Raw genomic sequence first — 26,202 nt, forward strand, 5'->3', positions numbered from 1 at the left:
ATATGTTGAACGTTGCATTAGCATGTTGCATCCTCACGTTTTCCTTTACCGGATCCTTCGCTCAGCAGGAGACACAAGACACATCAAGCTATGAAAGCCAGCGCCAGAAGGTGAATGAGCTATTGGTTCAGCGGAGTGCCCGATTTGGCCAATTTGATGAAAGCCTCAAGCAACGCACCGGCATCTTCGGGCTCAAAACGAAAAAAGACATGCAGGCTTCCATCGATATTCTGAAACAAATCGTATTGACGGACAATGACATTTTCCGTGAAACGAAATTGCTGCTTGACTATAAAGACTTTGAAAAATCCCAAATTGTAGAACAGGCTTCTGAGTTCGATGGGCGTATCAATGGCTACATCAAAACCATTAGTAAACTACAACGCGAACAGGAACAGCGCCGACAAGAAATACAATCCTTGCAAAACACCAATCGAATATATTCGGGACTATTGATTTTGGCTTTATTTGGCTTTGTCATCGCCGTGGTACTTTTCGCGATCCAACGTCAAAAATTGACGAAAGTGTGATATGTGCTAGTGTTATTGTCTATACTTTTGCCCCTATAAATTTTAGTTATAGGACATGGCAAGAGCAAGGTTAAATAGTGGGGACGCGCCACCTGAGGACCTACCGAAACCCAAATTGAATAAGGCTACATTACGGAAAGCTGCTAGGTTATTGGCTTATCTAAGGCCCTACCGAGCAAAGTTTATCGTGGGTATGGTCTTTCTGTTTTTGTCAAGCCTTACAGCGCTTACCTTTCCCGCCCTACTGGGGGGAATGATTGATGCCGCGCAGGGCAAACAGAGTTATGCATGGATTCCGGCTGATATTCGTAGCATTGGTGTCATCGCATTCATTATCCTATTTGCCCAATCATTTGTGTCATTTTTCCGGATACGCTTGTTTGTGGAGGTGGCCGAAAAATCCCTGGCCGATATCCGTCGCGACTCCTACTACAAACTGATTACACTGCCACTCGATTTTTTCGCCAATCGCCGGGTGGGCGAGCTCAACAGCCGGCTGTCGGCTGATTTGTCACAAATCCAGGACACGATGACGACCACGCTTGCTGAAATCATCAGGCAGGTTCTCTTCCTCACCGGTGGTGTATGCTTATTATTCGTCGTATCTGGAAAACTCACCTTACTCAACCTAAGTATACTACCCATTTTGGTGGTGACTGCGGTTGTATTCGGCAGATTCATCCGAAAACTGTCTCGGCAGGCACAGGATAAATTGGCCGAATCCAATACCGTAGTACAAGAGACGCTGCAAGGCATCAGTAATGTGAAGGCCTTTGTCAATGAAGCCTATGAGGCCGCCCGTTATGCTAAGGTATTACAATCCGTGATCAAAATTGCTGTCAAAGGCGCCACATTCCGCGGTATTTTCGCCTCGTTCATCATCTTCTGCCTCTTTGGTGCGGTGGTCGCCGTCATTTGGTATGGCTCGGCACTGGTGGCCTTAGGTGAGATTTCTGTAGGCGACCTAACCACCTATATCCTCTATTCCATATTCGTGGCAGGCTCCATGGGCAGTTTCCCTGAATTATATGCCAATATCCAGAAAGCAATAGGCGCTAGCGAACGGGTCATGGAAATCATGGATGAACAACAGGAAGATATAGGCCTACTGCAGGAGGAAAAGATTATTAAGCATCGTATCGACGGAAATGTCGCATTTGATGACGTCACATTTGCCTACCCTTCCCGTAAGGAAATCACTGTGCTGAAAAACATTTCGTTCGAAGCACGTGCTGGCGAAAAAATTGCCCTCATAGGGCCCAGTGGAACAGGTAAATCCACCATCGCCGCCTTAGTACTGCAATTCTACAAACCTGATCGCGGCCGTATTCTTTTCGATGGTCAGGAGGCCAATAGTTACCCGCTGACTGACATCCGTAATCAGGTGGCCATCGTACCACAGGATGTGCTGTTGTTTGGGGGAACCATCCGCGAAAACATTGCTTATGGTAGGTTGTCTGCCGATGCTGGAGAAATCATCACCGCAGCCGAACGTGCCAATGCACATGATTTCATCATGGCTTTTCCAGAAGGATATGACACCATGGTGGGTGAGCGTGGTGTGAAATTGTCCGGCGGCCAACGCCAACGTATTGCCATTGCAAGGGCCCTGCTCAAGGATCCTGCCATCCTCATCCTCGATGAAGCTACATCCTCATTGGATTCTGAATCGGAACGTCAAGTACAGCAAGCTTTGGAAGAGTTGATGAAAAACCGGACTTCCATCATCATTGCACACCGACTATCCACCATCCGCCAAGCCGACCAGATTGTCGTGGTTGAATCCGGACAGGTAGTCGCTTCAGGAACACATGAGGAACTCATGGATAAAGGTGAGGGGTTGTATCATCATTTGTATAAACTTCAATTAGTTGATAAATAAGGAAGGGTTAAATTACTACCTTAAGTAAATCACTTCCAGCAAACATTTTCCATCGTCTATTGTTCTCTACATAATGGAAACGAAGAAAAAGAAGCATAAAAAAACTAAAAGGGACAATACGATGAATACGAAAAACAATATCGTTGCTTTTGCTTTGGTAGGACTTGCAGCTGGCACAATTGCTTGGTTGTTAATGGGTACAAAGGATGGCAGGAAACAATTGAACCGTGCTGGTGATGGTTTACGTCATCTCTCCGAAACCATTAGAAACAACACCAAAAAGGGTGTTAAAAAAGCTTCGGAACTTGCCAACAGGGCAGCTAAAGAAATCGACGAATTACGTGCCCAGGCAAAAAGCACTGGTAAAACCGCCATCAATAAAGCAGACCAAGCAGCCAAAAAAGCTGTTAACAACGCGAATCAAGCTACTAAAGAGACTGCTAACAAGGTAGATAGTGCCATCAAAACCGCCAGACGTAAAGCCCAGAAGGTTTAAAACGGAATCATACTGCTTTCGTTCAGCAAAAACGTTCGCCCGCAATAAGGTATGAATCGTATCTTTGCGGCGATGAGTTTGCTGAAAGAGGTTAAATCCCTCATCCGTAAAGACATGGTGCTTGAGTGGCGGTCGAAATACGCCCTCAATGGCATACTGCTCTATGTGGTGTCTACGGTATTTGTATGCTACCAAGCGTTTAAATCGGTGGATCCCGCTATGTGGAATGCGTTGTTTTGGATTATCATGTTGTTTGCCTCGGTCAATGCCATCAACAAGAGCTTTGTCCAAGAAAATCAGGGTAGGCAGTTATATTATTATTCCATAGCGAGCGCAAAGGCCGTAATCCTGGCCAAGATTATTTACAATATGCTTATCATGCTGTTGCTATCGGCAATAGCATTTTTTGTATACTCCGTCATTTTCCGCAACCCCGTGGGCGATCCGATGCTTTATTTAGCTGCGGTGATATTAGGCAGTATCGGTTTTGCTTGTGTGTTTACCATGGTCTCGGGAATCAGCGCCAAAGCGGGCAACAACAGCACCTTAATGGCCATTCTCAGCTTCCCTATTATCATTCCATTGCTCCTTGTACTCATCAAGCTTTCCAAGAATGCGATGGACGGGTTGGAACGTAGCGTCAGTTATGACGAAATGATGGTATTGGCGGCCATCAATATCATAACTGTTGCTATTTCTTTATTGTTATTTCCTTACCTTTGGAGAGACTAGTTGATTTTAGATTTACGATTTTAGATTTTAGATTAATTGAACACTGATGACGCAGATTGAGCCGATACGCACAAATATTAAACATATGCACAATAAACTCAAAATGTGCCTTATTAGCCCAGTTTGATAGCTAATACCAAGTATCTCATATCTAACGTCTCATAATATAAAACAATGAAACACTACTGGTGGAAAATTTTGGGAATCCTATTGCTATTATATAGTATTATCTTGGGTTTATTGGGTCCTGTACCGGCTTTGCCCATCGTGCATGAAACCATTAGGAATACCTACTATCACGTACCCATGTGGTTTGCTATGTTTACCCTGTATTTTATTTCTGTTGTCTATAGTATCAAATACCTATCCTCAAATAATCCCCAGCATGATCTCGTGGCTGTTGAAAGTGTCAACGTCGGCATTGTTTTCTGCTTATTAGGCTTAGCAAGTGGCATGCTGTGGGCCAACTTCACTTGGGGTGATCCATGGCCCAACGATCCGAAGTTGAACGGCTCGGCAATTGCCACCTTGATGTACCTGGCATATCTTGTGCTCCGCAATGCCTTGGAGGAGGAGCAGAAACGAGCTAGGATATCGGCGATTTATAATGTCTTTGCCTTCCCGATCATGATTGTACTCATGTATATCCTTCCCAAGACCACGGATTCGCTCCATCCAGGAAGTGGTGGAAATTCAGGGTTTGGCGACTTTGACCTCGACGGTTCCATGAAAGCGGTATTATACCCCGCTGCCGTGGGTTGGATACTTATCGGTACATGGCTGATGACATTGCGATTTCGCATTCGTAAATTGGAATTCCAAAACCACACTTCACCGGAATAAATATTTGCATATTGGCAACTATAAAACGATTGAGCGTTGAAATTTGACAATTTTTATTGTAAAACGATATGAAAAAGATAATTCTTTCTTTGCTATTAGTTATCAATGGGTTAATGTGTAGTTTTGCCCAATCAAACGCCGGGGTCGAGATGGCTACGGGGTTGCGCAGTTCGGGCAAGATTTATGTGGTGGTACTCGTTTTGGTCGTTCTATTTTTAGGGTTGGCCATTTATTTGTTTACCATTGACAAAAAACTGACAAGATTGGAAAAACAACAAAAAAAATAAAAACGCCAAAGAACCCAAGACTCCTTCCGAGCTGCTTATTGTATTAACAGGTTACCAAATATGAATGTTGGATATCATACCCAAACGTACGTCATTGCGAGGCAAACGAGTAGGTTATGTTTCCACTGGACATTTCACAAATTATCATTAATCCATTATTGTTATGGCTAAGTCAATAGCAAAATCCGCAGAAGAACCCCATTTTTTTAATGACGTATCGCAGTTTTTTGACCATGCGGCACAATTCACGAAGCATCCCCAAGGCCTGCTCAACCAAATCAAAGTGTGCAACAGTGTTTATCGGTTTAGTTTCCCATTCAGAAGGGGAGACAAGTTGGAGGTCATCAACGCTTGGCGGGTGGAGCATTCACAGCACATGTCACCAACCAAAGGGGGTATCCGCTATAGCGAATTGGTAAATGAAGATGAGGTGATGGCATTAGCCGCATTGATGACTTACAAATGTGCCATCGTGAATGTCCCATTTGGTGGCGCTAAGGGCGGAATATGCATCAATCCCAAAAACTATGCGGTAGGTGAATTGGAAACCATAACACGTAGGTATACCGTTGAATTGATCAAAAAGAATTTCATCGGCCCGGCTATTGACGTACCGGCCCCTGATTATGGAACCGGCGAACGGGAAATGAGTTGGATCGCAGATACGTATACAACCATGAATCCCGGACAGTTGGATTCATTTGGTTGCGTGACTGGCAAACCCTTGTCACTCCATGGCATCGATGGCCGTAAGGCCGCCACTGGCCGCGGAGTAGCCATTGCCATCCGTGAATGTGTAAGTGTAGCGGAAGACATGGAGAAAATTGGCCATACCCCGGGCATCGCAGGCAAGAAAGTAATTGTGCAGGGCCTTGGTAATGTGGGTTATAATACCGCTAAAGTATTGATGGAATTTGGGGCAACAATCGTAGGTGTATGTGAATATGATGGTGCCTTATACAATCAAGACGGCCTAGACCCAGACGCCATTCTTGAGCACCGCAAAAATACGGGTTCCATACTCGGTTTCAAACATGCAAAGAAAGAGTTTAAAAATCCGTCAACCGGATTGGAACAAGAATGTGATATCCTCGTACCGGCCGCATTGGAAAACCAAATCACTGAAGAGAATGTCGGTAGGATAAAAGCCAAAATTATCGCTGAAGGTGCAAACGGCCCTACCACACCAGGCGCTGAAGCCGCGTTTGTCAAAAAGGGCGGCATCATCATACCGGATATGTATTGCAACGCCGGGGGTGTGACTGTTTCTTACTTCGAATGGTTGAAAAACCTATCGCACGTAGCTTTTGGGCGTATGGATAAGCGCTATGAAGAAATGGCTAACTTAAATCTCGTCAATACCGTGGAGGCGATTACTGGCGTGTCCCTTACTTTTGAGCAACGAAATACGATCGTGAAGGGAGCTACTGAGCTTGAATTGGTCAATTCGGGATTGGAAGATACCATGATCCGTGCTTACCACGAAATCAGGGAAATCAAGAATTCCAGTAAAAAAATTGATACGCTACGGACGGCGGCCTTTATCGGTTCGATTGACAAGATTGCCGTTTCGTATCAAAATTTAGGCATTTGGCCATAACATAATTTCAAAACCTCATATGCTTACTTCTCAAGCCTATGAGGTTTTTATCCATTTATTTTACTAATGCATCCCATAAAATCTCCACGGGATGATATGCCCGCCTACCCGTCCCATCTTTGATTTGATGACGGCAGCTTGTACCCGGTGCGGCGATCAGGATTTCAGCTGGCGTATTCCTTACCGTAGGGAGCAGCACCAGCTCGCCCACCTTCATGGATACTTCGTAGTGTTCCTTTTCATAACCAAATGAACCAGCCATGCCGCAGCAACCTGAAGGGATGGTTTCCACCTCATACCTTTGGGGGAAAGAAAGGATTTTTTCCGTAGCACCTACCAAATGAAGCGCTTTTTGATAGCAGTGTCCATGTAATTTGATGTTGCGAGCCCCATCGGTAAACATGGACACATCAATGTTCCCTTTTTCCATTTCCTCAGCCAAAAATTCATCGATCAACAATGCGTGCTTCGCTAGTCCATAGGCCGCTGTCAGCAGTTCCTGATCCACCAAATCGGGATATTCATCCCGGAAAGTAAGTATAGCCGAAGGTTCAATGCCCAATAGCGGTGTATCCGCAGAGATGATATCTTTCAAATCACGGACATTGCGATTGGCAATGGACTTGGCCTTTCGCACCAATCCCTTGGACAGGTAGGTGCGACCGCTTTCTAGGTGTTTGGCAAGTTTGACATCATACCCCAATGCCGTAAGCAACCGAAAAGCAGTCTGCCCAATACCCACATCATTGTAATCCGTGAATTCATCGCAAAACAGATAAACGCGTTTTTTGGGTTGAGGGGTCAATCGTTGATTGACCTTATATTCCCGCTCCATCCACTTCCGCAACGTGATCCCCCCTACTTCTGGCAAAGAACGGCCCTTGGCAAAACCTAGTGCGCGTTTTACGATATTGCTCAATGGCCTGTTATTGATAATGGCATTGTAAATACCAGGGAAATAAGAAGCCAATCGTTGAGATTTGGTGAAATTAGCAATTACCCAAGTTCGGAAAGGAGTGCCATTGGCATCGTAGTAATGTTGCAGGAATTCCGCCTTCATATTGGCGATATCCACTCCTGAGGGACACTCCGTCTTGCAACCCTTACAGCTGAGGCAAAGGTCCATTACTTCTTTAATTTCCGCATGGTCGAAACGATTGACTTTTGTGGAATGGGTAAGGAATTGCCGCAGTATATTGGCGCGGGCGCGGGTCGTATCTTTCTCCTCCCGAGTGGCCATGTAAGACGGACACATGGTGCCACCCGAAATGTGTGAGCGGCGACAATCGCCGGAGCCCGAGCATTTTTCGGCTAACCGTAGGATATTTTCCTGTCCGGTAAAATCGAAAACGGTTTCTATGTTGATTGCTGAAGTCTCCTTTTCATAGCGGAGGAATTTATCCATGGGTGGGGTATCCACGATTTTATTGGCATTGAACACGCCTTTGGGATCGAAGATGTCCTTTACCTGCTTCAATAACACATACACTTGGTTGCCAAGCACCGTGCCGATGAATTCACCACGGAGTCGCCCGTCACCATGTTCGCCACTCAGCGAGCCGTTGTATTTCTTCACCAGCGGGGCCGTCTCGGTCAATACCGAACGGAAAGCCCGTTTACCTTCGGTCGTTTTGAGGTTAATCAATGGCTCCACGTGTAGTTCACCAGCACCTGCGTGGGCGTAATAGGAAGCCTTCAGGCCGTGTCTATCCAATAGCTGCTGCACCTCTTCGATATATGCGGGTAAATCTTTGGGTGACACCGCACAATCCTCGATGAGGTTTACAGGCTGCGTATCCCCTGGCAAATTGCGGATGAGTCCCAGTCCCGCTTTGCGCACATCCCATACGAGGTCGGTTTGTGGACCGGTGACCAGGGGGTAGGCATAGCCGAGATTTTGCACAACCAACTCCGCCCGTAATGTTGCCGCCTTGTTTTCCACTTCCTCCAGTGTTTCGCCACGGAACTCCACCATTAGCAACGCTTCTGGATCGCCCTCGATGAAGAAGCGATTGTATTGGTAGGTAGGGTGGCCTTTGGTAAAATCCAAGATGTATTTGTCTACCAGCTCGGACGCTTCAGGATGGTGTTTCAATGCTACGATATTGGCATGCAGCGATTCGATGAGTGTGTGGCAGTGTATGCACAATAAGCCCACTTCCTTGGGGGGGAGTGGTAACAGGTTCAGCTTCGCTTCGGTGAGGATACCGAGTGTACCTTCTGACCCAGCAAGCAGTTTACAGAAGTTGAATGGTTGTGAAGTATCACTTAATAAATCCAACGCATAGCCCGTATTTCGACGGGTAAGAGACGCTTTAGGGTATCCATTGGCCATGGCTTCCCGGTTGGCAGGATCTGATAGCAAATCATTCATCCTTCGGTAGATGTCGCCCTCCCGCCCTTTACGTTTAAGCTTATCGAAGAGCGCGGCTTCATCCAAGGTATCGAATAGCACTTCCGACCCGTCATCCAGCAACACGTTTGCCGATAGCAGGTGGCTGCGCGTATCGCCCCATACGATGGAATGTAGACCACTGGAATTGTTGCCCACCATACCGCCCACCATTGCCCGACTGGCCGTGGAGGTTTCGGGGCCAAACATCAACCCATAGGGCTTGAGATACGCATTGAGGTCGTCACGAATAACTCCCGGTTGTACGCGCACCCAACGCTCCGCTGCGTTCACTTCCAGTATTTGGTTGAAATGCTTGGATACATCCACCACAATGCCATGGCCAACCACCTGGCCGGCCAACGAGGTACCAGCTGTACGGGGGATAAGGGTAACACCATGGGTAGATGCAAATGCAATTAGGCTCCTTAAATCATCTCCATCCTTGGGTATGGCCACGGCCAATGGCTGTTCCTGATACACCGAGGCATCGGTGGCGTAAGCACGGAGGATGGTTTGGTGTTCTGGGCTGGTATCATGGTAAAATTGTCCTTTCAACATCCGGACCAAATCCAAGAACACGCCGTCCAAATGAGTTGCATTGTTCATGATTAGGCGAAGATAGGAATATTAAGACTTTTCGCAAGTCTCTCGATAGCCATATTCGGAGACCAGTGCCACTACGACACGGATCTCCGAAGCCATTCACAACATCATCCCGAAATATTGATGGCAAAAGTTACACGCTAACGAAATTCTCCATGACGTTCATGACGTCATAACCTTCCTGAGCGCTGCAAGGGTTAGGTCCGACGCCCCTGAAATACGCGACGACGGCTGCTATCATCGGTTGTTGGACGTGGGGGAGCGGTTCAAATCGAAAATGCTGGACACCTTGCTTGTTGACCAGCTCAATCGATTGATAGTCGAATACCGAAAAAGATAGTCGTCCTTCTGAACCGACTACCTCACACACGTCAAGTGCCTCAGCGACATTGAACGCCCAATGACCGCTGAAAAGCACATCATTTTCAAATAATATATGTCCAGATACCGTATCCGCTGCTGTATATAAAGTTGATTGATTATGGGCAATCCCTTTACTGGACGCTATATTACTGAAGAAATGATGCATGAGGTCGAGTTGATGCGGTGCTAAATCATGGAACAAACCTCCTCCTGACTGCTTTGGATCTAACCGCCACTGCATACGCGGTGATTGCATTTCTTCGCTAGACAGCGGCCGCTGGTAATACCTGAGGTTGGCAATCCTCGGCACACCGATATGGAAGTCAATGAGTTCCTTTACTTTTTTGAAATAGGGTTGCTCCCTGCGGTAATGCGCTACGCTGAGTTTGCCACCAGCAGTTTGCAGCGCTTGTAAGAGTTCTTCCGCTTGCAAACGATTTAGTGTCATTGGTTTTTCGAGGTATACGGGCTTTCCTGCCCGAAGGGCCGCAGCAGCATAAAACGCATGTGAATCCGGTGGTGTGGCTATATATATGGCGTTGACCTTGGGGTCGTCGATAAGTTGCTGTGCATCGGAATACCAAGTAGGTACATGGTGTCTTTCCGCATAACTTTTTGCTTTAGCCGCATCACGACGCATGACTGCCACCAAACGCGAATGTTCAATTTTTTGAAAGGCCGGACCACTTTTTACTTCAGTTACATCGCCGGCGCCTATGATGCCCCATTTTATTTCCATAGCTTCTTTGTATTTGATTATTTGCCGATTGCAACTACAACAAGCCTTTCTCTTCCAGCGTCTCTTTGAGCTGTTTGTTTTTGTCCCAAAATTTGGTTTCGATGATATCGAATACCGCTTTGAAAGCGGGGTTATCCTTGAAACGGGCCACCATGATATCATCTTTGAACAACAGAATCCAATATTGGTAATTGTCTTCTTTTGAAAATAAGCGAAGGTGATCGATCATGTCGGAAGCGTTACCCCGGTATGCAGCATACAACGCCAAATGCATATGCCTATAGATGGATTGATCATTATCCGCAAACGTCTTGAAATGTGAAAAATGGCGTTCGGATTTCTCTCGATTACCTCGCTTGGACCAAAGTATCGCCATGTCCAAGTCGACCGTATGGAAAAAATCCAACTGCTGTTCTTCGCGCAATTGGAGAAACCGCTCATAATAACGGAAGGCGGCCTGGTCATCCCCCGTATGGAAATACAGTTTTCCCAGCTCCTGCAGGATATGCATCTGGTTTGAATCCTTGGCCAGTTGGGACAGCAGCAGCTTTTCTGCCTTGGCGGAATCCCGGTATTTGGCGTAAACCACGACAGCATTCAACCATTGGGCAAAAGAGTTGTCCGGATTGTATGCCAGCGATTGCTCGATGTACCGCAGTGACTCGTCGATGAAACCAGTCTGGACCAATGCATTACTCAAGTGCAGGTAGTTAAAACTGGCCGTGGCGCTATCATGCGCCGCAGGGTCTAACCGTATGCCCTGAAGTGCGTATTCGAGGTATTTGGCCGTATTGGGGACATACCAGTTGTAGAAATCCGAGAGGAAATGAATCACCAGCGTCGAGTTCGGATTGTATTCCAGTGCCTTCTCCAAATACGGAATCGCCAACACATAGGACTTTTGATTAACATAGTGCAGTCCCTTGGCAAACAAACTCTCGGCCAATGCAGGGTCGTAAAGTAATGCTTTATCGGCATAGGAGCCGATGGTATCGACATACTGCGGTTGTTGCTGAAATACGTCAAGATAATGATACGCGATTGCCGTCACCGCGTAGGCCAACGCAAATTCGCGGTCGCGTTCAATCGCCTTTTCAAGGAGGGCAATGGCGGCTTCCAGGTTCGCCCCTCCCCCCTGCCGCATCAGTTCCGTCGCCTTCAAAAACAAGTCGTAGGCTACCAAATCGGTTGTCGGTGTTCGCTCTATTCGCTTTCGCTCTTCCCACGTTACGATAGCACGAACCTCCTTGGCGATGTCCTTCGCAATCTCCTGTTGCAACTGGAAGATGTCTGTTACTTCCCGCTCATACCGTCGCGCCCAAAGGTGGTTGTCGTGCCGCGCATCTATCAATTGGATATTGAGCAGTATACGGTTGCCGATCTTCTGGCCACTCCCCTCCACGACATAGCTGACCTGGAGCTCATGGGCTAACTCGGGGATGGACTTAGCGGTGTGCCGGTATTTCTCGGCAGAGGTGCGGCTGACAACCCGGAGATCATTGATTTTTTGCAAGTTATTCAACGTCGACTCCATTAACCCATTGATCAGGTACACGTTGGTCGAGTCATCGCTATCATTTTTGAAGGGCAGTACAGCAATGGATTTATCGAGGGTAGATGCCAGCGAAGCCGGACGCCTAGCAAGATAAATGAATAGGCCAAGTGCTATGACCGCTCCTAGCGAGATGGCCACCAATACCCAAGGTTTGATTTTCTTGCGCGATTGTGCAATGACTTCCGATGGTTCCGCTTCCATTTTCCTTTTGCTCGCCTCCCCCGGTGGGTAGCCATAGTATTCGCGAAAACATTTGATGAAATACGACGTGCCGCTGAATCCCACTTGGTGGGATACTTCCGAGACAGATAATGAGGTCGTACCCAATAATTCCATGCCTTGCTTCAGGCGGATTTCCCGGATGAGCCGGCTGACGGACGAATTGGTCGAATGCTTGATTCGGCGAAGCAGGTTTGACCGGCTCATGTGCATCTTCTCAGCCAATTCGGACACGCCGAACCTTTCATTGGACAGGTTTTCCATGACCACAACGGTGACCTTCGCAAGGAAATCTGTATCGATGGAATGGGATTCGGACATGGCGATTTGGCGCTTTATTCTACAAACAAATATACCAGTTGTGGGCATATTTGCATCATAATTTATATCGATGCATCATAATTTTTATTAACATCATCAAACTTAACGAACTTATCCGCATAACTCTTTTGCCGATTTCGCGAATCGATTGACCTTTGCTACATCCAACGATTGAACAGTTGGTATAACTTAATAGCAGCAAATCATGAAATCACAACACATTATTTCATTCAAAGAAATCATCAAGTTTACGCTCATCATGGCCGTTGCGCTGGTAACAGCCTGCGCGGGCAATGGAAACTCGTCACAGACGAACGATACAGCAAGCACCTCCGCCATAAAAGCCCCACAGGTGGATATCCACACTGCAGTTGCTACAGGCGACGAAGAAGCATTAAGGCAACATATTGCCGCTAAATCGGACATCAACGCAAAAGATCCGTTTGGCGGGTCGAGCCCGTTGATTACCGCAGCCGTATTTGGTAAGACGGACATGGCCAAGATACTTATCGACGCAGGCGCCGACCTCAACTTTCGGAATAATGATGGTTCGACCGCGCTTATCAGCGCAGCTTTCTTTGGCCGACCCGAAATCGTTCAACTGCTGCTTGATGCAGGAGCAGACAAGACCATTAAAAACAACTACGGTGCGACGGCTTACGAATCTGTAGCAGCGCCTTTCAGCGAGGTAAAAAACACGTATGACATGATGGGCAAGATGTTGGAGCCAATGGGACTGAAACTTGATTACGCGCACCTTGAGAAAACCCGCCCCGAAATCGCCAAGATGTTGAAATAATGGGAGAGCGGCGATACGATATCGATTGGATCCGGGTCATCGCGATTGGCCTACTCCTGTTGTACCACGTGGCCATTGGCTTCCAGCCTTGGGGCATCATGATTGGTTTTATTGCCAACGATCAGCCTTGGCAGTCGTTGTGGGTACCTATGACCATACTGAATGTATGGCGAATCCCGCTGCTGTTCTTCGTCTCCGGGATGGGGGTCTATTTCGCCTTACGCAATAGAACTTGGAAGCAACTCCTAAGAGAGCGCGCCATGCGGATCTTGCTTCCTTTCTTGTTTGGTATGGTGGCCATCGTGCCCATCCATGTGTATATCTGGCAACGTTATTATCATTTTGATGTGAGTTACATGCCCGGCCCCGGTCATCTGTGGTTTCTGGGTAATCTGTTTAGTTATGTGATCGTCCTCTGGCCCATGTTCTATTATTTGCGGCGACAGGAAGGCAAGAAACTTACTTATTGGGCAGCCAAGTTGTTCCGTACACCGTTAGGCTTGCTTCCGGTATTCGCAGTATTCATCGCCGAAACGCTCATTGTCAACCCCTTGCCATTCGAGTTATACGCAATGACCTGGCATGGGTTCTTCTTGGGACTAGCGGCATTTTTCTTCGGTTTTTTCTTTGTATGGTGCGGTACTCCGTTTTGGAACATGTTGCTCCATTGGCGAGGGTTGTTTCTTGCAGCGGCTGTGGGTCTTTTTGTGCTTCGGCTCTTTATTTTTCAGCCCATGGCGCCCAACTACCTGTTGTCCATTGAATCCAATTGCTGGATATTGGCTGTCTTCGCTTTTGGCTACAAATACCTAAACTATCCCAGCAGGGCGTTGAGTTACTTAAGCCAGGCTGCATACCCTGTATATATTGTGCATATGATATTCCTCTACTTGGGGTCGCTGCTTATCTTCCCGCTTAAGGTAGCCGCGCCCGTTCAATTTATTTTGGTATTGCTGTTTACAGGGGTTGGCTGTTTCGCCTTTTATGAGTTGTTCGTCAAGCGAATCACGTTCATTCGGCCATTATTTGGGTTGAAAAAGGCCAAACCCAATCATCATTAACTATAAATTCATTTTCCGATAATATCAAGTAAATATTTGATTGTTTTATTTGTATGCATTATGGTATACCTGTTGGAAATAGCCATTTGCACTAGCATCGTCCTCTTAGGCGGGTTGATGTATTTTTTCGCCAAATACTTCGATGTACGATTTGAAGACAGGGAAGACTACTAACTACCACTGCCTATGAACAAACGGGATGTAGACTTGGTTGTCATTTCAGATGTACACCTCGGCACTTATGGATGCCATGCAAAGGAGCTTTTGCACTACCTCAAAAGCATCAAGCCTAAGAAAATCATCCTCAACGGCGACATTATCGATGTTTGGCAGTTCAGTAAGCGATATTGGCCGGAATCGCATATGAAGGTAGTAAGGAAAATTCTCAAATTCGTGACCGATGGGGTACCGGTGACTTACCTAACAGGAAACCATGATGAGATGCTCCGGAAATTCGCAGATTTCCAGTTGGGTTCACTGACCTTGACAAACAAGCTCTCCATACGCGTTGGGAAAAAACGTGCTTGGGTCTTTCATGGTGACATCTTTGATGTGACTATGCAGCATTCCAAATGGCTTGCCAGGCTTGGAGCTATCGGTTACGACAGCCTTATTTTGCTAAACAGTATGGTCAATTGGATACTCATGAAACTGGGAAGGGAAAAGATGAGCCTTTCCAAAAAAATAAAGAATAGCATCAAAAATGCGGTGAAATTCATCAATGATTTTGAAGCAACGGCTGCCTCCCTTGCCATCGAAAAAGGGTATCACTATGTCATCTGCGGCCATATACATCAACCAGAGATCAAGGAAATAAAAACCGAGAAGGGTGTAGTGACCTACCTCAACTCAGGTGACTGGGTGGAAAACCTCTCTGCATTGGAATTTCACCGGGGAATTTGGCAGGTATATCGTTACCATGCGGCTGATTACTCAACCATCGACTTAGAATCTGAGGCACTCGAAAATGATGACCTCAGTGGTAAACTCGATATCAAGCGGTTGCTCGATTTACTCAAAGCAGAGCCAACAATATAACAGCTGTCGGTCATTAGCAACTAAACTTCTCGCCAAATTGTCTTATTATTGTAGCGCCCAACCAGGCACACGCAATATGATCAATCAATTTCGGAAATACACACCACTGAACATCCTGCTGCTGTCCATCATCGGGCTCTTGCTCTGTTTGGGGGTATTCATCCACTTACCTGAGAACCTGATGCCGGTCTTTTTTGAACCGGCGATCAGTAATTTCACGGGCACATTATACCCTGAAAACATCTCGCCTGAGGCCAATGTGGTTATCACCCTTATACTAACCATTATACAGGGGCTACTCATCAATAGGGTGGTAAACGATTTTAATCTTGTGGGTCGGCCCGGTTTTCTCGCCGCACTTATGTACATGGTGTTGGCAAGTTTGATATTACCGTTCTTGGTGCTATCACCCATCTTGATTTGCAACTTCTTGTCCATTTGGATGCTTAGCAAATTGTTAAGTATTTACCGACGGGCGGAGATAAAGCCATTGATGTTTGACCTGGGTATGATTGTGGCGCTGGGCAGCTTGGTCTATTTCCCCTTCATCGTGATGTTGCTGCTCCTTTGGTTCAGCCTTGTGGTTTTCCGCCCCTTTAATTGGCGAGAATGGATAGCTGCTTTCATCGGCTTCCTAACTGTTTATTTCCTGCTGGGGGTAGTGTACCTATGGTTTGATCGTCTCGGGGAATTTTATGAAATCTGGTTGCCACTCACCCATCCTTTTCCCACCTCTATCCACATGGAAATTTATGATTACCTGGTGTTGCTTCCCGTAGTGCTTATCTTAGTGTTGTTTGCTTTCACCTTGCGTCAGAATTTCTTTAAAAGTGTGGTACATATCCGCAAATCTTTCCAGTTGCTGTTTTGCATGCTCATGCTATCCATTGTTTCGTTTTACCTCAATCCGGATTACGCGATCAATCATTTCTTGCTGGCCGTACCTCCAATATCGATATACATGGCATATTACTTCAATTATGCCACCAAACGATGGTTTTATGAAAGCGTATTTGCTTTGCTGCTGCTTACCATTCTCTATTTTCAGTTTTTCTAAGAGGCTGTATAAGTTTGGGTTGTAGCATTCAAATAGGTTATAACCCATTTATAAACAGTATTTTAACCTTTTTTAACAAAAAGGATGTCCCTCGGCAACTAAAAATTAGATAGCTTTGCATACATTTTTCGTTAAAAGCACTGCCTGTGCATGCAGGATCTGGGCGGTTTGTACCTTGGTACACCGCTGTTTATTAAATCGATAATTATCAATTAGCATATTCACATGAAGTTTGGTGTGGTTATATTTCCGGGTTCCAATTGTGATGAGGACATTATTTATGTATTGGAACATGTAATGGGTCAAGAAGTGGTTCGCCTTTGGCATAAGGACCATGATTTACAGGGAGCGGAATTTATTGTGTTGCCAGGGGGATTTTCCTATGGCGACTACCTACGATCCGGTGCTATCGCCCGTTTTTCACCCATTTTACAGGAAATCATCGCTTATGCAAACAAAGGTGGTTACCTGATGGGTATCTGCAATGGTTTTCAAATACTCGCAGAAGCCGGCTTGGTACCGGGTGCTTTGTTGCATAATAGGCAACGGAAGTTTATCTGTGATAACGTGTATTTGAAGGCCCAAACTACCAATTCCTTAATCACATCGCAATTGGACCTCAACCGCGCCTACAAAATTCCGGTTGCCCATGGGGAGGGCAACTATTTTGCCGACAATGACACCTTGAAGGCGTTGAACGATCATGACCAAGTATTATTCCGCTATTGCGATGCTGCCGGCAATGTGACAGAAGCCGCTAATCCTAATGGCTCCTCGGAAAACATTGCAGGGGTATGCAATAGATCGCGAAACGTGTTTGGCATGATGCCCCACCCCGAACGTGCCGCCGACAGCTTGCTGGGCAACGAAGACGGGCTAGGTATTTTTGAATCTGTTCTCAATACCGCATTTTCGTAACCAGTTAACTCAGCACATGCACCACCGCATTCCAACGTATCCTGACACCAACATGCATATTACTTCGAAAGCTTTTATTCTCCTTGCACTCCTCCTCGCAAGTACATTGGTACACGCACAGCGCGCAACCACCAGTTCACCCTACTCGCGGTTTGGCTTAGGAGAAATCCGGGGGGATTTTTTGCCGCAAACACGGGCCATGGGTGGCATCGGCACGGGAGTACGTTACCTGAGTGGCTACGGCAACATCAATATAGCAAATCCGGCTTCTTATTCCGCCTTGCAACTTACTACTATAGACGTTGGTGTGTTTGGCAATGTTACCCAACTAAGCAAAAACCAGCTTTCGGAAGATTCATACAACTTTTCCCTAAGTCATATCAATTTTGGGATTCCATTGGGGAGGCCCGGAGGCATCAGCTTCGGAATCATGCCTTTCTCAGATGTCGGCTACAGCTATGCCATTCCCGGCATGATTGACACAACCAGCATCCGTACGGTATATGCAGGTGAAGGAGGCACAACAAAGGCTTACTTCGGATATGGCATACAAATCAATAAGAACTTTAGTGTCGGTGTAAATACGTCCTACATCTTTGGCACCTTAAATGATATCAATTCGGTAGAATTTCCCAACGATGTGGGCGCGCTAAACATCAGGAAGGACAATAGCAAATACGTCAACGGGTTCAGCTTCGACTATGGTGTACAATATTTTAAGCCGTTTAAAAACAACGTAAGCCTCACCATTGGCTATTCAGGTACCGCCGGCACTCCGTTGAACGCAAGAGCTTCCCAAGTGGTTACCCGTACGCCTACGAGCGTGTCAGACGATGAAGAGAATCTACCATTGGATACGATTCCAGGAGATTTCGGAGACCGGCGATATCAGATAAGCATGCCCATGAAACATAGCTTGGGGTTCAGCGTGGCTAAGGGCAACAATTGGATGGTTGGTGGCGACGTGAATTACGCTAAATGGGAGAATTACAGTGAAGGGAATGACAATCCCGGGCTGACGGATAGCTATGGCTTCGCGATTGGGGGTCAAATTACACCGGATGTCACATCGGTTAGGTATCATAATGTAATTGATTACCGCTTGGGATTCAAGTACAACAAGACGTATATCAACATCGATAATCAAGATATTAACCAGATGGCCGTGACCGTGGGCTTTGGCTTTCCACTACCATCGCTATTTGGAGGTTCTTTCTATAAAATCAATTTCGCCACGGAATTCGGCCAAATGGGCACCTTATCGAATAACCTCGTACGCGAACGCTATATTAATTTCAATTTAGGGTTTACGCTCAACGACCGTTGGTTTAGGCGAACCCCGTACGACTAGGCCTTTTAACCGCAATTGGATGGCCATGAAAACATACCGCACATATCCAAACGATACCTCCCCCGTTATTAGGTGGAACCAGGTTTTTTTTGTGCTTACGTTATTATGTGGTGCCATCATCATGGCCTCCTGTGAGACCGATTTAGCAGAGGTTGACCGCATTGCGACCATCCAGGCAGAGGAGCCCGTAGACATCTCTTTGGGGGTATCTATCGTCTTCAGCGATTCTGCGCAAGTAAAAGCGAAAATGACCGCCCCAGAAATGCGGCATTATAATGTGGATGAGCCTTACTATGAATTCCAGAAAGGGGTATTGATCATATTTTACGACGAAAATAGCGTGGAGACCCAACGCATTACCTCGGATTATGCCATCCAAAAAGAAGTAGAGGAGTTGACAGAATTTCGGGGTAACGTGGTCATCACCCGTGCCGATGGGTCCGTCATCAAAACAGAAGAACTTATCCATGACCAGAAGAAAAATACGTTCTACAATCATGTATCCATTACCGCCTACTTCAAAGATGGTAGTAACATGCGGGGGGATTCATTCTCCTCAAACGGCGATTTTACAGACGTGAACGTTGAAAATTCTACAGCATTATATTTTATAGAAGAGGGCCAAGGACCAACTTTTAAATAGACCATTTCATTTCCTTATATTTTTATTCTTTTTTTGATAAAAGTCGTATCTTGCGCCTCATTTTGAAAATAGATGGCTATGACCATGCCAGCGCGATAAATGAACATAAAAACAAAAACTAAAAAAACAGTTTATATACTATGGGACTAATGAACTTTTTGCGTAACCGAGCGGGGGTAATAATCGTTGTTTGTATCGGTTTTGCAATTTTTGCGTTTTTGTTGGGAGACGTGATTAGTTACGGCACACCGTTTTGGACACGGAACCAGAACCAGGTGGGCAGCATCAATGGAGAAGCCATTGATATCAATGAATTCAATGCACAGGTAGATCAAACCTCGGAAATGTTTCGCCAGCAAATGGGCGGAGGCACCTTAAGCCCGCAAATGAAATCATGGGCAGTGGAGCAAGTATGGGGGCAATACCTCAACAGGGAGTTGCTCAAAAAGGAAATCGACCGCATTGGAATATCCGTGGGGAAGATTGAACTGAACGAACTGGTGCAGGGTGATAACCCTTCCATGCAGATCCAGCAAGCATTCAGGAACCCGCAAACTGGGCAATTTGACCGCGACCAACTCAACAATTTCCTTTCCCAGGTGCGGAGCCTTCCTCAGGGCCATGAAGCTTATGGCCAATGGGAAACCTTGTTGCAAAATGTCATCGATGAGCGGTTGAATTCCAAATATACCAGCCTGCTCAATAACAGCATTTACGTAACTACGCTTGAGGCAACCGAGGAATATAACCAACGGAATAAATTGGCCAATTTTGAATACGTCCTTCTGGACTATAATTCCATACAAGACAGTGCGGTGACCATCACCGAGCAGGATTACGAGGAATATTACAATGAAAATAAGGGGGTATTCAAGAATGCCCAGGAAACACGCAGTTTGGAATATGTGGTATTTGATGCCAGCCCCACTTCACAGGATACAGCGAGGGTACGCGCGACAATTGAGGAATTGAAAACGCAATTGGCCGAATCCACGACAGATTCACTGTTTGCTGCGGTCAACTCAGATACGAAATATCCTTACAGCTATCGTAAAAAGGGCGAATTTAGCCCCGCACTGGATTCTTTGTTATTCAGCGTGCCTGTAGGAACTACCGTGGGACCGGTGCTGTCCGCCAACGGGGTGTTCGAAATTGCCAAGGTAGTGGACTCACGCGTAGGGCCAGATTCGGTCAAAGCCAGCCATATCCTGCTCAACCCGGCCACCGAAGGGGGCTTGGATAAGGCGAAAGCCAAGGCAGATTCCATCGCGGCCTTGATACGGAAAGGCGAAAGCTTCGCTGCATTGGCTGTCCAATTCAGCATGGATGAAAACAGTAAAATAAACGGCGGTGAATTGGGAACATTTGGCCGTGGCCAAATGCCTGCACAGGCAATCGAGAATGCCGCCTTTGATGGCAAAGCGGGCGATGTGGCGATCGCCACCTCCCAATTCGGAATCCATATCATCAACATAGTGGACCAAATCGGTTCATCTCGCGTAATAAAAGCGGCTATCATCGACAAGCAGGTAAATAGTGGAAGGGAAACCATGGATGCGGCTTACGGCAAGGCTACCCAATTCTTCAGTGTCCTCAATAAAAACAATTTTCAAGAAACCGCTACACAACAGAGCATAGCGATACAGAAAGCGGATAACGTAACTGCATTGGAGACCTCATTGACCGGTACCGAAGTGCCTCGTGAGCTTGTGAGGTGGGCTTTTGAGGCTGAAAAGGGAGAGATCGTCGATAAAATCCACGAATCCAACGACAAGTATATCGTGGCAAGGCTTACCGACATACAGGAAGAAGGTCAATTGCCATTGGAGGCTGTGAAAAAAGATATCGAGAGCGTGGTACGCAACAGGGCAAAGGCAAGAACACTTATTGCCCAAGCCACAGAAGCGCTGAAAGGCGCGGGAAATATCGCCCAAGTAGGGGAGAAATTAGGGAAAGCACCGGTGTTAGCCGAAAACATTGTGTTTGCTAATCCGATAATACCCGGTGTAGCACAGGAAAATGCAGTAGTGGGCACGGTATTCGGCCTGCAGCCCAAACAACCGTCCAAACCCGTAAGCGGTTCGCAAGGTGTCTTTGTCGTTGAAGTTTCAGGTTTCGTGAATCCCGCCGCACCCACTGACTTAAATGCACAACGGCGTCAAATCACCCAATCACTGTCGCAACGCACCTCATCGTTGGCCTTCCGTGCCTTGCAGGATAAGGCTAAAATCGTAGACAACCGGGCGAGATTCTTTTAAAAGCCCAACGCTAAACATTATTTTACGTAACTTTGTATCTGGATAGTATATGATTACTATCCAGATTTTTTTGTTATGGAGATACAAGAAACCATCGTCAATAAAGTTGCGCAAAGCGGATTGGTTACCGTAGACCTCGGCAATTTTGCCCCTCTAGGTGAGCGGGTAGTATACGATATTAAGGACAACCTGTTTCATGGCCTCATCCTGAAGGAAAAAGACTTTAGAGAGTTTGTGAAACTGCATGATTGGCAGCAATTTGAGGGGAAATATGTGGCCATCACCTGTTCGGCAGACGCCATTGTGCCCACATGGGCATACATGTTGCTGGCTAACAGGCTGGAACCGTACGCGAAGGAAATCGTCTTCGGCGACTTAGCCGTGTTGGAAACCCTGCTATACGAAAAGGTATTGGAGAAATTGGACATGGAACAATATAGGGACCAACGCGTAGTGGTTAAGGGCTGCGGAGATATCCAAATTCCTGAATCTGCTTTTGTAAAATTTACAACTATGCTCTCTAAAGTAGCCAAAAGCATCATGTATGGCGAACCCTGTTCTACGGTTCCCGTTTTCAAACGTAAGGTATAAAGAGGTGATCAAAAACGGCATTTTATTTGTACGGTATAGCGCATGAAGAAAACGCTCGCCCTTGTATGTAGCCTCCTCGGGGTGGCGCTATTCGCCCATGGACAACCGCTCCCCTATCTCAAAGAATCGGCATTCCAAGCTGGGGAGGAGCTGAATTATCGTCTACGTTATGGCGTGATATCTGCTGCCACAGGCACATTAAAAGTAGAAGATTCCAGCATTAAGTTTAGCAGCCCGCACAGTTTCCACCTCACGGCAAGGGGACGCACGTCCAGCGCATTCAGTATCTTTTATACCGTAAACAACCGCTACGATTCATACATTGATTCGCGAACCTATTTACCCCATTATTATACCGAAAACATACATGAGGGGAATTACCGTCGCACAGACATCGTCCGGTTTAACCATAGGACCCGTACTGTGAATGGTAACAAGGGTACATTCAAAAGTGAATCGGCCCAAATGTTTGACTTACTTTCGGCGTATTATTTTGCTAGGAACCTGGATTTGTCAGGAGTAAAACAAGGGCAATCGTTTAAACTCACCTATTTCCTGAACGATGAAATCGCTACCTTGGGTATCGAGTACATTGGTATAGAGACCATTAAAACCCCTTTAGGTAGATTGGAATGCCTGAAATTCAGTCCCGAAATAAAGCCCGGAAGGATTTTCAGAAAGGACAGTAGGTTGTATCTATGGGTTACCAATGACGGCAACCGCATCCCCGTGAAGGCGCAGGTAGAAATATTGGTAGGTTCCGTGACACTGGAGTTGACCGATGCGAAGGGATTGAAATACGACTTGGGAGAAAAAGCGAAGTGAGCAATAACAAAACAACCACAATGATTGAGGTAGGCTCTATATTGGTGAGCGAAGATTTGATAAAAGAAGAGTTTGTGTGCAACCTTGGCAAATGCCATGGGGCTTGCTGCATAGAAGGTGTTTCGGGGGCACCGTTACAGCAAGATGAACTCGCCATGCTTCAAGCGATCTATCCAAAGGTAAAATCGTATATGACCGAAAAAGGTATCGCCGCAGTAGAGGAGTTTGGGACACATGTGACCGATCTCGATGGTGACCTTACTACGCCCTGTGTAGATGGTAACAAGGAATGCGCCTATGTAACATGGGAAAACGGCATTACCAAATGCGCCATAGAAAAAGCCCATCAAAATGGAGAAATCAGTTGGAAAAAGCCCATCTCATGCCATCTTTACCCGATCCGCACCACCGTTTACCCCGAGTTTGAAGTGTTACATTACGACCGTTGGCACATCTGCCATTCGGCATGTTCTTTGGGCAAGGAATTGAAAGTGCCTGTGTACGCCTTCCTGAAGGAACCGCTAATCCGTAAATATGGGCAGGAATGGTTTGACGAGTTGGAAGAATCGGCGGCAATGATGTAGCTAATTGTAAATTATCTTAGTATCTTGTGCCAGTTTTATCACACAAGTTATACTCGTGGTTTCCGACCATTTTACATGCTCAAACTAAACGAAATACAGAAGCCCATTGCCGGGGAACTGGCAATTTTTGAAGATAAATTCAAAGAGTCGATGCGGAGCTCGGTTCCCCTGCTCGACCGTATCACCCACTATATCGTAAAACGCAAGGGCAAACAAATGCGACCCATGTTTGTCTTTTTCTCAGCGGGGTTATGCGGCACGATCAACGATGCCACCCACCGTGGAGCGGCATTGGTAGAACTATTGCATACGGCCACGTTGGTACATGATGATGTGGTAGACAATGCCAATGTACGCCGTGGTTTCTTTTCGGTGAATGCATTATGGAAAAACAAGATTGCCGTACTAGTGGGCGACTTCCTACTGGCCAAAGGGCTATCTCTTTCCATCCGCAATAGCGACTTCAGTTTGCTTGAGGTTGTTACACATGCCGTAGAACAGATGAGTGAAGGCGAATTGCTGCAAATCGAAAAGGCGAGGCGGATGGACATTGAGGAATCGGTATACTTCGAAGTCATCCGGCAAAAGACAGCCTCCCTCATTGCTTCGTGTTGTGCGTGCGGCGCGGCATCAGCGGGCGCTGATGAAGCGACTATCAGTCAAATGCACCGATTTGGTGAGAAAGTAGGCATCGCATTCCAGATCAAGGATGATTTATTTGATTTTGGCATCGATGACGTAGGGAAGCCTTTGGGAAACGATATCAAGGAAAAAAAACTCACCCTACCGCTCATATATGCGCTGAAGCAAGCGAGTAAATCCCAAAAAAGGCATATCATCAATTTGGTGAAGAACCACAATGAGGATCATGAAAAAGTCAATGAGGTGATTGATTTCGTAAAAGCCAATGGGGGTATGGAATATGCCACGTCACAGATGCTGGCTTACCAGCAAGAAGCGTTTGAAATTCTTACCCATTTCCCCCATAATGCGTATCGGGAAGGATTGGAGCAACTCGTGAAATACACAACTGAACGGAATAAATAATATGAGCAATGAGTTTTTATTCTTTGGCGGTTTTGTCATTTTCATTGTATTGATGTTGGCCATTGATTTAGGCCTTTTCAGCAAGAGTAACAAGACGGTAAGTTTCACGCAGGCGGCGATCATGAGTGCCATTTGGGTGAGTTTTGCATTGCTCTTTTATCTTGTATTGCGGGTATGGGGGCATGAGTTGCATGATATACAGGATTTCACACACTTAACCGAAATAACCAAAAAGCACTTACACAATATCCGCTTAATACCTGATAATTTTGCTGCCAGCTTGGCGCTGTATAGAAAGAACCTCGCTTTAGAATACATCACGGGATATGTAGTGGAATACGCCTTGTCTGTAGACAATATATTTGTGATGGTATTGATCTTTAGCTCTTTTGGTGTGTCATCAAAGTATTACCATAAAGTGTTGGTATGGGGCATCATTGGTGCGATTGTCTTGCGCTTTCTGTTCATCTTCATTGGCGCAGCGTTAATTAGCAAATTTGGGTGGATACTATATGTTTTTGGGCTCTTTCTTGTCTATACAGGCATCATGATGTTCATCCATCGTGATGAGGAGGAAGAAATCGACTCAAAAAACCACAAAGTGGTTAAATTTGCTTCTAAATATTTCTCGGTATATCCCATTTTTGTCGATGGTAAATTCTTCCATAGCGAAAACGGAAAAAAGTATGTCACCCCTCTTTTCCTCGTGTTGCTGGTCATCGAATTTACCGACCTTATATTTGCCGTTGATTCCATCCCAGCAATCTTTGCTGTAACTAAAGATCCCTATATTGTATTTTTTTCCAACATCTTTGCAATCCTCGGTTTACGCTCCATGTTTTTCCTCTTAGTCAATATTATCCATAAATTCCATTACCTCAAAACAGGGTTGTCATTCTTATTGGTATTCATCGGGGCTAAGATGTTGTTACACCATTGGTTGAGTGAATGGGGGTTCACCACCTCACATTCATTGATTGTGATTGTATCTATATTGGCCATCAGTGTGGTTGCCTCGTTGGTTTTTCCCAAAAAGGAAGCAACTGACGTTTGACGGAGCTCATGCTTAACGACAACCACGGAGAAACGCTAGAACTGATACTGTAACATTTCAGAACAACAAGTCCCTTATTTCCGGTGTCTTGTCAAACACACTTTTGGCATACGGGCACAATGGCAAAATTTTAAGGTTATATTCCCTAGCAAATTCAACCGCTGCCATAACAAGCTGCTTACCTACTCCCCTGCCTGAGAAATCCGGATTCACTTCGGTGTGGTCGATGATGAATTTTTGATCGCCAGCCCAAGTATAGGTCATCAAGCCGGCCTCTTGGCCATCATCCTCCGCTTTGAAATACCCTTTTTTGCCGTTATCGTCGCGTTGGATGTCCATTGTTCCTTTGTTTTGAGCAACATAATCGTGCAGGGGCTCCCCTACATGATTATCAGCCTAGTATTATTTATA

The 26,202-nt window shown here is 46.1% G+C and carries 24 protein-coding genes; 20 read left to right on the forward strand and 4 right to left on the reverse strand.

Translation table 11 applies throughout. From position 1 onward, the window contains the following. The first annotated feature begins 2 nt into the window (after positions 1-2). From NF543_RS00450 to NF543_RS00480, 7 genes are all read left to right on the forward strand, one after another. Entirely contained in the window at positions 3-530 is a 528-nt protein-coding gene (locus tag NF543_RS00450) for a hypothetical protein (protein WP_257666111.1), read from the forward strand. 55 nt (positions 531-585) lie between these two features. Then, on the forward strand, positions 586-2,412 hold the full coding sequence (locus NF543_RS00455) for an ABC transporter ATP-binding protein (protein ID WP_257666112.1): 1,827 nt from the start codon (positions 586-588) through the stop codon (positions 2,410-2,412). A gap of 73 nt (positions 2,413-2,485) precedes the next feature. After that, positions 2,486-2,908 (forward strand): hypothetical protein, encoded by a 423-nt coding sequence (locus NF543_RS00460; protein WP_257666113.1) that lies wholly within the window; start codon positions 2,486-2,488, stop codon positions 2,906-2,908. Between the two features lie 72 nt (positions 2,909-2,980). Continuing rightward, the gene (locus tag NF543_RS00465; RefSeq protein ID WP_257666549.1) at positions 2,981-3,640 is read left to right on the forward strand and encodes a heme exporter protein CcmB; all 660 of its coding nucleotides are present in this window, start codon (positions 2,981-2,983) and stop codon (positions 3,638-3,640) included. A gap of 174 nt (positions 3,641-3,814) precedes the next feature. Next, complete coding sequence (gene ccsA, locus NF543_RS00470) at positions 3,815-4,483, forward strand: cytochrome c biogenesis protein CcsA (protein ID WP_257666114.1); 669 nt, start codon at positions 3,815-3,817, stop codon at positions 4,481-4,483. Positions 4,484-4,551: 68 nt separating this feature from the next. Then, positions 4,552-4,770 (forward strand): CcmD family protein, encoded by a 219-nt coding sequence (locus NF543_RS00475; RefSeq protein ID WP_257666115.1) that lies wholly within the window; start codon positions 4,552-4,554, stop codon positions 4,768-4,770. A gap of 163 nt (positions 4,771-4,933) precedes the next feature. Next, positions 4,934-6,370, forward strand: a complete 1,437-nt coding sequence (locus tag NF543_RS00480; RefSeq protein WP_257666116.1) for a Glu/Leu/Phe/Val family dehydrogenase — start codon at positions 4,934-4,936, stop codon at positions 6,368-6,370. Between the two features lie 55 nt (positions 6,371-6,425). On the opposite strand, the gene NF543_RS00485 is transcribed toward NF543_RS00480, so the two are convergent. The 3 genes from NF543_RS00485 to NF543_RS00495 all read right to left on the reverse strand — a co-directional run bounded on the left by NF543_RS00485 (position 6,426) and on the right by NF543_RS00495 (position 12,565). Next, positions 6,426-9,371 carry an FAD-binding and (Fe-S)-binding domain-containing protein gene (locus tag NF543_RS00485; RefSeq protein WP_257666117.1) on the reverse strand — a complete coding sequence of 982 codons (2,946 nt, stop codon included), beginning with the start codon at positions 9,369-9,371 and terminating at the stop codon, positions 6,426-6,428. A gap of 130 nt (positions 9,372-9,501) precedes the next feature. After that, a complete protein-coding gene (locus tag NF543_RS00490; protein WP_257666118.1) occupies positions 9,502-10,470 on the reverse strand; it encodes a Gfo/Idh/MocA family protein in 969 nt (322 codons plus the stop codon). Between the two features lie 34 nt (positions 10,471-10,504). Continuing rightward, positions 10,505-12,565 carry a helix-turn-helix domain-containing protein gene (locus tag NF543_RS00495; RefSeq protein WP_257666119.1) on the reverse strand — a complete coding sequence of 687 codons (2,061 nt, stop codon included), beginning with the start codon at positions 12,563-12,565 and terminating at the stop codon, positions 10,505-10,507. Positions 12,566-12,770: 205 nt separating this feature from the next. Here NF543_RS00495 and NF543_RS00500 point away from each other — a divergent pair, with 205 nt between their 5' ends. From NF543_RS00500 to NF543_RS00560, 13 genes are all read left to right on the forward strand, one after another. After that, positions 12,771-13,364, forward strand: a complete 594-nt coding sequence (locus tag NF543_RS00500; RefSeq protein WP_257666120.1) for an ankyrin repeat domain-containing protein — start codon at positions 12,771-12,773, stop codon at positions 13,362-13,364. After that, positions 13,364-14,425 carry an acyltransferase family protein gene (locus tag NF543_RS00505; RefSeq protein WP_257666121.1) on the forward strand — a complete coding sequence of 354 codons (1,062 nt, stop codon included), beginning with the start codon at positions 13,364-13,366 and terminating at the stop codon, positions 14,423-14,425. The genes NF543_RS00500 and NF543_RS00505 overlap by 1 nt, the downstream gene beginning before the upstream one ends. Positions 14,426-14,611: 186 nt before the next feature. Further along, the gene (locus tag NF543_RS00510; RefSeq protein WP_257666122.1) at positions 14,612-15,463 is read left to right on the forward strand and encodes a UDP-2,3-diacylglucosamine diphosphatase; all 852 of its coding nucleotides are present in this window, start codon (positions 14,612-14,614) and stop codon (positions 15,461-15,463) included. Between the two features lie 76 nt (positions 15,464-15,539). Further along, a complete protein-coding gene (locus NF543_RS00515; protein ID WP_257666123.1) occupies positions 15,540-16,520 on the forward strand; it encodes a DUF6427 family protein in 981 nt (326 codons plus the stop codon). A 225-nt stretch (positions 16,521-16,745) separates the two neighbouring features. Beyond that, the gene (purQ, locus tag NF543_RS00520) at positions 16,746-17,438 is read left to right on the forward strand and encodes a phosphoribosylformylglycinamidine synthase subunit PurQ (protein ID WP_257666124.1); all 693 of its coding nucleotides are present in this window, start codon (positions 16,746-16,748) and stop codon (positions 17,436-17,438) included. A gap of 16 nt (positions 17,439-17,454) precedes the next feature. After that, positions 17,455-18,789 (forward strand): BamG family beta-barrel-assembly machinery protein, encoded by a 1,335-nt coding sequence (gene bamG, locus NF543_RS00525; protein ID WP_257666125.1) that lies wholly within the window; start codon positions 17,455-17,457, stop codon positions 18,787-18,789. Between the two features lie 25 nt (positions 18,790-18,814). Then, the gene (lptC, locus tag NF543_RS00530; protein ID WP_257666126.1) at positions 18,815-19,432 is read left to right on the forward strand and encodes an LPS export ABC transporter periplasmic protein LptC; all 618 of its coding nucleotides are present in this window, start codon (positions 18,815-18,817) and stop codon (positions 19,430-19,432) included. Positions 19,433-19,572: 140 nt separating this feature from the next. Next, a complete protein-coding gene (locus NF543_RS00535) occupies positions 19,573-21,690 on the forward strand; it encodes a peptidylprolyl isomerase (RefSeq protein WP_257957419.1) in 2,118 nt (705 codons plus the stop codon). A 75-nt stretch (positions 21,691-21,765) separates the two neighbouring features. Then, the gene (locus tag NF543_RS00540; protein WP_257666128.1) at positions 21,766-22,281 is read left to right on the forward strand and encodes a DUF2480 family protein; all 516 of its coding nucleotides are present in this window, start codon (positions 21,766-21,768) and stop codon (positions 22,279-22,281) included. Positions 22,282-22,323: 42 nt separating this feature from the next. Next, positions 22,324-23,106, forward strand: coding sequence for a DUF3108 domain-containing protein (locus tag NF543_RS00545; RefSeq protein ID WP_257666129.1), 783 nt, complete (start codon positions 22,324-22,326; stop codon positions 23,104-23,106). 20 nt (positions 23,107-23,126) lie between these two features. Beyond that, on the forward strand, positions 23,127-23,690 hold the full coding sequence (locus tag NF543_RS00550) for a DUF3109 family protein (RefSeq protein WP_257666130.1): 564 nt from the start codon (positions 23,127-23,129) through the stop codon (positions 23,688-23,690). Positions 23,691-23,765: 75 nt separating this feature from the next. After that, complete coding sequence (locus NF543_RS00555; protein ID WP_257666131.1) at positions 23,766-24,737, forward strand: polyprenyl synthetase family protein; 972 nt, start codon at positions 23,766-23,768, stop codon at positions 24,735-24,737. Between the two features lies 1 nt (position 24,738). After that, positions 24,739-25,791, forward strand: a complete 1,053-nt coding sequence (locus NF543_RS00560; protein WP_257666132.1) for a TerC/Alx family metal homeostasis membrane protein — start codon at positions 24,739-24,741, stop codon at positions 25,789-25,791. Positions 25,792-25,848: 57 nt separating this feature from the next. Here the strand turns inward: NF543_RS00560 and NF543_RS00565 are convergent, their stop codons facing one another. Continuing rightward, on the reverse strand, positions 25,849-26,130 hold the full coding sequence (locus NF543_RS00565) for a GNAT family N-acetyltransferase (protein ID WP_257666133.1): 282 nt from the start codon (positions 26,128-26,130) through the stop codon (positions 25,849-25,851). Positions 26,131-26,202: the final 72 nt, after the last annotated feature.

Origin of the sequence: Parapedobacter tibetensis, assembly GCF_024704835.1 — a bacterium.
GTDB lineage: Bacteria > Bacteroidota > Bacteroidia > Sphingobacteriales > Sphingobacteriaceae > Parapedobacter > Parapedobacter tibetensis.

Coding starts and splice junctions, on each gene's coding strand:
- NF543_RS00450 (WP_257666111.1), top strand. CDS start 3: ATGTTGAACGTTGCATTAGCATGTTGCATCCTCACGTTTTCCTTTACC.
- NF543_RS00455 (WP_257666112.1), top strand. CDS start 586: ATGGCAAGAGCAAGGTTAAATAGTGGGGACGCGCCACCTGAGGACCTA.
- NF543_RS00460 (WP_257666113.1), top strand. CDS start 2,486: ATGGAAACGAAGAAAAAGAAGCATAAAAAAACTAAAAGGGACAATACG.
- NF543_RS00465 (WP_257666549.1), top strand. CDS start 2,981: ATGAGTTTGCTGAAAGAGGTTAAATCCCTCATCCGTAAAGACATGGTG.
- ccsA (WP_257666114.1), top strand. CDS start 3,815: ATGAAACACTACTGGTGGAAAATTTTGGGAATCCTATTGCTATTATAT.
- NF543_RS00475 (WP_257666115.1), top strand. CDS start 4,552: ATGAAAAAGATAATTCTTTCTTTGCTATTAGTTATCAATGGGTTAATG.
- NF543_RS00480 (WP_257666116.1), top strand. CDS start 4,934: ATGGCTAAGTCAATAGCAAAATCCGCAGAAGAACCCCATTTTTTTAAT.
- NF543_RS00485 (WP_257666117.1), bottom strand. CDS start 9,371: ATGAACAATGCAACTCATTTGGACGGCGTGTTCTTGGATTTGGTCCGG.
- NF543_RS00490 (WP_257666118.1), bottom strand. CDS start 10,470: ATGGAAATAAAATGGGGCATCATAGGCGCCGGCGATGTAACTGAAGTA.
- NF543_RS00495 (WP_257666119.1), bottom strand. CDS start 12,565: ATGTCCGAATCCCATTCCATCGATACAGATTTCCTTGCGAAGGTCACC.
- NF543_RS00500 (WP_257666120.1), top strand. CDS start 12,771: ATGAAATCACAACACATTATTTCATTCAAAGAAATCATCAAGTTTACG.
- NF543_RS00505 (WP_257666121.1), top strand. CDS start 13,364: ATGGGAGAGCGGCGATACGATATCGATTGGATCCGGGTCATCGCGATT.
- NF543_RS00510 (WP_257666122.1), top strand. CDS start 14,612: ATGAACAAACGGGATGTAGACTTGGTTGTCATTTCAGATGTACACCTC.
- NF543_RS00515 (WP_257666123.1), top strand. CDS start 15,540: ATGATCAATCAATTTCGGAAATACACACCACTGAACATCCTGCTGCTG.
- purQ (WP_257666124.1), top strand. CDS start 16,746: ATGAAGTTTGGTGTGGTTATATTTCCGGGTTCCAATTGTGATGAGGAC.
- bamG (WP_257666125.1), top strand. CDS start 17,455: ATGCACCACCGCATTCCAACGTATCCTGACACCAACATGCATATTACT.
- lptC (WP_257666126.1), top strand. CDS start 18,815: ATGAAAACATACCGCACATATCCAAACGATACCTCCCCCGTTATTAGG.
- NF543_RS00535 (WP_257957419.1), top strand. CDS start 19,573: ATGGGACTAATGAACTTTTTGCGTAACCGAGCGGGGGTAATAATCGTT.
- NF543_RS00540 (WP_257666128.1), top strand. CDS start 21,766: ATGGAGATACAAGAAACCATCGTCAATAAAGTTGCGCAAAGCGGATTG.
- NF543_RS00545 (WP_257666129.1), top strand. CDS start 22,324: ATGAAGAAAACGCTCGCCCTTGTATGTAGCCTCCTCGGGGTGGCGCTA.
- NF543_RS00550 (WP_257666130.1), top strand. CDS start 23,127: ATGATTGAGGTAGGCTCTATATTGGTGAGCGAAGATTTGATAAAAGAA.
- NF543_RS00555 (WP_257666131.1), top strand. CDS start 23,766: ATGCTCAAACTAAACGAAATACAGAAGCCCATTGCCGGGGAACTGGCA.
- NF543_RS00560 (WP_257666132.1), top strand. CDS start 24,739: ATGAGCAATGAGTTTTTATTCTTTGGCGGTTTTGTCATTTTCATTGTA.
- NF543_RS00565 (WP_257666133.1), bottom strand. CDS start 26,130: ATGGACATCCAACGCGACGATAACGGCAAAAAAGGGTATTTCAAAGCG.